3 protein-coding genes and 2 pseudogenes are annotated in these 4,470 nt (G+C 69.4%); all 5 read left to right on the top strand.

Annotated features, from left to right (window positions below; translation table 11 throughout):
- Positions 1–1,190, top strand: a pseudogene (locus ACIRYZ_RS46200) (hypothetical protein); the annotation flags it as partial.
- On the top strand, positions 1,187–2,260 hold the full coding sequence (locus ACIRYZ_RS46195; protein ID WP_402955685.1) for a hypothetical protein: 1,074 nt from the start codon (positions 1,187–1,189) through the stop codon (positions 2,258–2,260). The pseudogene ACIRYZ_RS46200 and the gene ACIRYZ_RS46195, both read left to right, overlap by 4 nt.
- 150 nt (positions 2,261–2,410) lie before the next feature.
- Complete coding sequence (locus ACIRYZ_RS46190) at positions 2,411–2,818, top strand: helicase associated domain-containing protein (protein ID WP_402955683.1); 408 nt, start codon at positions 2,411–2,413, stop codon at positions 2,816–2,818.
- A 127-nt stretch (positions 2,819–2,945) separates the two neighbouring features.
- A complete protein-coding gene (locus ACIRYZ_RS46185) occupies positions 2,946–3,239 on the top strand; it encodes a hypothetical protein (protein ID WP_402955681.1) in 294 nt (97 codons plus the stop codon).
- Positions 3,240–4,121: 882 nt separating this feature from the next.
- Positions 4,122–4,470, top strand: a pseudogene (locus tag ACIRYZ_RS46180) (helicase); the annotation flags it as partial.

Below are 4,470 nucleotides of genomic sequence, written 5' to 3'. Positions count from 1 at the left end.
CGCTCACCTCGCTGATGGGTGCGGGCGGGAAGTTCGACAAGTCGTTCCTCCTCAAGGCCGGAAACGACCTGGTCGACTACGAGCGGAACAGCAAGGCCAAGGGCGAAGACCTCTGGGGCCCGAAGTGGAACGGCGGGGCCAACCAGTCGGACCCGATGGGCGGTCTGATGAACGCGTTCAGCCATAACCCCGAGGCGTCGAAGGACTTCTTCGACCCCGGGAAGGGCAAGAATCTGGACTACCTGCTGCACGAGCGGAAGTGGCCCGCCCAGGGAAGCGAGCAGAACGCCGTCGCCGGCTTCACGCCCTCACGTACCGCGTTCGGCTACGCTCTGGAGGCGGCCACGACCGGTCGGGACCCGCACAGCGACCAACCGGTCGTCCGCCCCCACGACAAGGTCATGTCGCAGATCATGGACGAGACGATGAAGTCCTTCGCTGGCACCGGTCAGGGGGACAAGACGTCCCTTCCGGCCGGACTCCGCCGGCCGATGGCCGACATGATCGCCGACTACGCCGCGGACATGCACGAGATCCTCGGAAAGAAGCTGTACGGGCCGTCCGAGCCGGACGGGCTCACCGTCACTCAGGATCAGCTGTTGCGCGTCATCCGGGGCGCCGCCGAGGACCCGGCGTCCTTCGCCGTCATCCAGCACGCGGAGACCCAGGAGATCGCGCGCCGCCTGGACGGGCTCGACTACGACGCCACCAAGCCCGATGTGACGGGCCGCCCGAACCCCAAATTGAGCTCCCTCATCCACGACTCCGCCACGTCCCTCGGCGCGCTGGACGCGGTGTATGCCGATGCCGCCGTCGACCACGCCGACGCCGACAAGTCGACCGCGGACTGGCAGGCGAAGATGAACTACCACCTGCTCGGCACACCCGCGAACTTGATTCCGGGAGTCGGCGACGTCGCTCAGCGCTACGTCGACATCGGGACTGCCGCATACGCCGACGCCGCCAAGGCGCAGATCGACACCACGCTCAAGGACAATCTGAGCTCCCACTTCTCAGCGGGACAGCAGCAGTTGGACGCGATGATCAACTACAAGATGATCACGTCGGGATACCCGTCCGAAACCCTCGACCTCAGTGGCAGCGTCCCACGGCAACTCAAGGAGACGGCGGGGGACGGTTACCAGCTCGGAATCGACAAGACCTATCGAACCGTGTTCGGCAGGGCGTGAGCACTGTGGGAGCCGAGAACAAGAGTGAGCGCTCCGGCGACGCCGCGAGGCTGGCCGACAAGGTCGATGCCGCACTCGATCAGCGCGGGTTCACCACGCGGGGGCTGCGGGTGCGCCTGGCCGCGGTGGTGGCGGCGTTCTCCCTCGTCCCCATGGGGGCGGTGGGGTTCGTGCTGTACCGGGTGACGAACCTCGGCGGGCCGGACAGCGTGTGCGACGGGGCCGCAACGGCGGACCAGGTGCACGATCTTCTGGGCTCTGGGCGGATCACCGAGGACAAGCGGAGGTTCTCGCCGACGGAGGACTCCACCGGCAACAGCTGCTCCGTCAGGGTCAGCTCCGGCCTGTTCGAGACCTCCGAGAAGACCGCGCGGTTCACCGTCATCCTCAATTCCAAGGACGGACCGCTCCCGCTGGCCGCGTCGGACGCCCGGTTGTTCTCCGGGGACTCGGCCGGCTCGGTGACTCCTGACGCCGCGTGGGCCGTGCTTCCCGAAGGGTGCCCGAAGGGCGTGCGCGCCGAGGTGCGCACCAGTGAGACGGGGCAGGACGAGACCAGGGCCCGTCTGGCCGTGGCCTTCGCCAATGGGGTGGCCAAGGCACGCTCCTGCGGGGACCGGGTGCTGCCGGTTCCGACGAACCTCTCGGCGAAGGGGGCGACGACGGACGTCGACTGGGCCAACCTCTGCGGCCTGCCCGGGTTCGCGCCGCCGAGGAACCCCGAGGCGTTGTCGGGCAACAGTCAGCAGGTCACCACCGGGTTCACCCCGATCTGGTCCTGCACCGTCGGCAACGGCCCGACGCCGGACGGCTGGTCGAAGCGCTTCACGATCACGACCGATCCGCGGACCACCGCCCTGACCCACGAGAACGGCAGGGACGTATTCGCCGTGGGCCGGGCCCATTGGGTCGCAGGCGGGACGCTCGTCGTCACCTGCCAGGGCAAGGACGTCTTCTTCAGCCTCGACGGCGACTACGCGTCGCCCGCCCTGTTCCCCGACAACGACGACCTGGTACGGAAGTTCCTCGCCGCCGGGGGCAAGGCAATCGGCTGCGAGCCGATTCTCTGATCGCCTCCGTCGAGTGGCCGACTCTGTGACGGCCACTCGACGGACGGATCGAGCGATGGCCGACCGGCACAGCAGGCTGGCTGGCCCGGCCTGGAGGCGGACCAGCGGGACCTGCTGGCGGCGATCGGCATCGAGGCCGACCGCGAGCTGGTGGCCGCCAAGACCGCCGCCGACGCGAAGCCAAAGGTGTCGAGGGAGGACCGCTTCCAGCAGGGCCTGGCCGCCCTCGCCGCCTTCGTCGAACGCGAGGGCCACACCAAGGTGCCCCGGCCCCACAAGGAGCCGCTGGAGATCGTGGTGACCGGCCCCGGCGGGGAGGAGAGCGTTGAGGTGGTCTCCGTGGGGTTGGGTCCGAAGGTGTCGCGCGCCGACCGGTTCGCCCAGGGCCTGGCGGCGCTCGCGGCCTTCGTCGAGCGTGAGGGGCACGTCCGGGTGCCGCGCACCCACAAGGAGGGCGGGGTGTCCCTCGGGACCTGGCTCAACAACCAGAAGGCCCGGCGGGACAAGCTCAGCCCGGAACAGCTCGGGCAGCTGGAGGCCTTGGGGGTGGCCTGGTAGGTCCGTTCCCCGTCGGCCCCGGTCTGGCTCGCCGCCGGGGCCTCTCACATGTCCCCGGGCGGTTGAGAGCGTCGGCTCGTCCAGCGGCCGGGATGCGAACGGGGCCACCGTGGCGCACGGTCGGGGCATGGCCACGATCGTTGTCCTCTTCGAGCTGGAGTCCGACCTGGATCTCGGGGCGGAGGGAGTTGGGCCCGCCGTCCTCATGGTTCACGCTGCCGGCGCCGATCCGGACGCCCCGGAAGACCCCCAGGCGTGGACGCTGTGCGGTAAGGACACCACCCCGATGGAGCACGCCCACTACAGCCCCACCCGGCCCGGTGAGCCGTGGTACCCGCCCGTGTTCGGTGCGCAGAGGGACGGCGTTGCCGCGGGCGACGGCGGGGGCCGAGCCTTACGGCGTTGGTGGCGCAGTCGATGAACCAGGTCACCCACGGACACACGAGCTCGCCGTGCAGGTCGACCTCGACCGGAACGTGCTTGTGGTCGCCTTCCCAGCAGGCGTTGCGCCATTGGCGGGGCCGGCGCAGGTGCACGTCGTGGCGGCGCCGGACCCGCTCCCCGCCCACCAGGGCCGCGCGCTGACCGGGATTCAAGTCCCGGCGTACCGCCCGCTGCAGCGTGGCCAGCGACGGCACCCGCGCGAGGGCCGCCGCCACCTGCTCCTCGTCCGCACCCTGGGCCAGCACCGCGGCACGCGCCTCGGCCACCAGCTCCCGGTGCACGGCCGCGGCGTTGCCACACCAGCGGACCAGCCGCGCGTGCAGGTCCGGCGTCAGCGTGAACCGCTCCCGCTCGACGCGGCCGGTGCGCCCCGCACGAGCCGCCTCCAACCACCGCCACACCGTCCGCAACGACACACCCGCCGACCGTGCGACCAGCCGGACATGATCAGTCGACAGCTCCCCGCGCGCGTCCAACGCCAGCAAACGCCCTACCGCCAGCCCACGCACCGCCGCCCTGGGCCCCGCGAGCGACACGAACGTGGCATCCACCCCATCCGGCATCCCCCGATCACCCGCCCCCGTCGCGTTGTACTGCTACCAGCAAGCACCCGACCGCACCCCGGTGACACCACAAACCGCAAAAACCTGACACCAGCGAACCGCATCCGGTACAAGCACACCCGGCCCCGTGGCCCGGCACCCCCGTGTTGGAAACTGCACCAAACTGTCCAGCACCAACGTCATGTCATGACACCAAAACAGCCGCACGAAGATGTCACCACTCCCCCGCCGACCAGCAAAAATCCGGTGTCAACCCCTGCCCCTGAACAAGTGTCATCCACCTGCAGATTCGCAGCATGGTGGATATCGTCCAGGCCATCGGCCGGGCCCTCCGGATGCAGCCCGGGGAGGGGAAAATCGCCAGCCTGATCGTACCGGTTTTCCTCAAGCCGGGTGAGGAGCCCGGAGATATTCTGGAGTCGGACAGTTATGGTCCGCTTGTTCGAATTTTGACCGCGCTGCGCAGCCACGACGCCAAGGTGGTCGAGGCCCTGGCGGTACCGCAGAAGTCCGGCAAGCGCACGGAGGGGCGCAGCGCTGAGGCGGCTTTTGGGCCTGGTGAGAGCTGGTCAGCTGAGGGTGGGTCGGGGGCGTTCTCGCTGCCGGTGCGGTTCCAGTCGCGGGTGGATGAGAACGTGCTCGCGC

Source organism: Kitasatospora sp. NPDC101155 (assembly GCF_044768305.1).
GTDB lineage: Bacteria > Actinomycetota > Actinomycetes > Streptomycetales > Streptomycetaceae > Kitasatospora.
The sequence above is the reverse complement of the archived record's forward strand: the minus strand, read 5'-3'. Positions and strand labels throughout refer to the sequence as shown.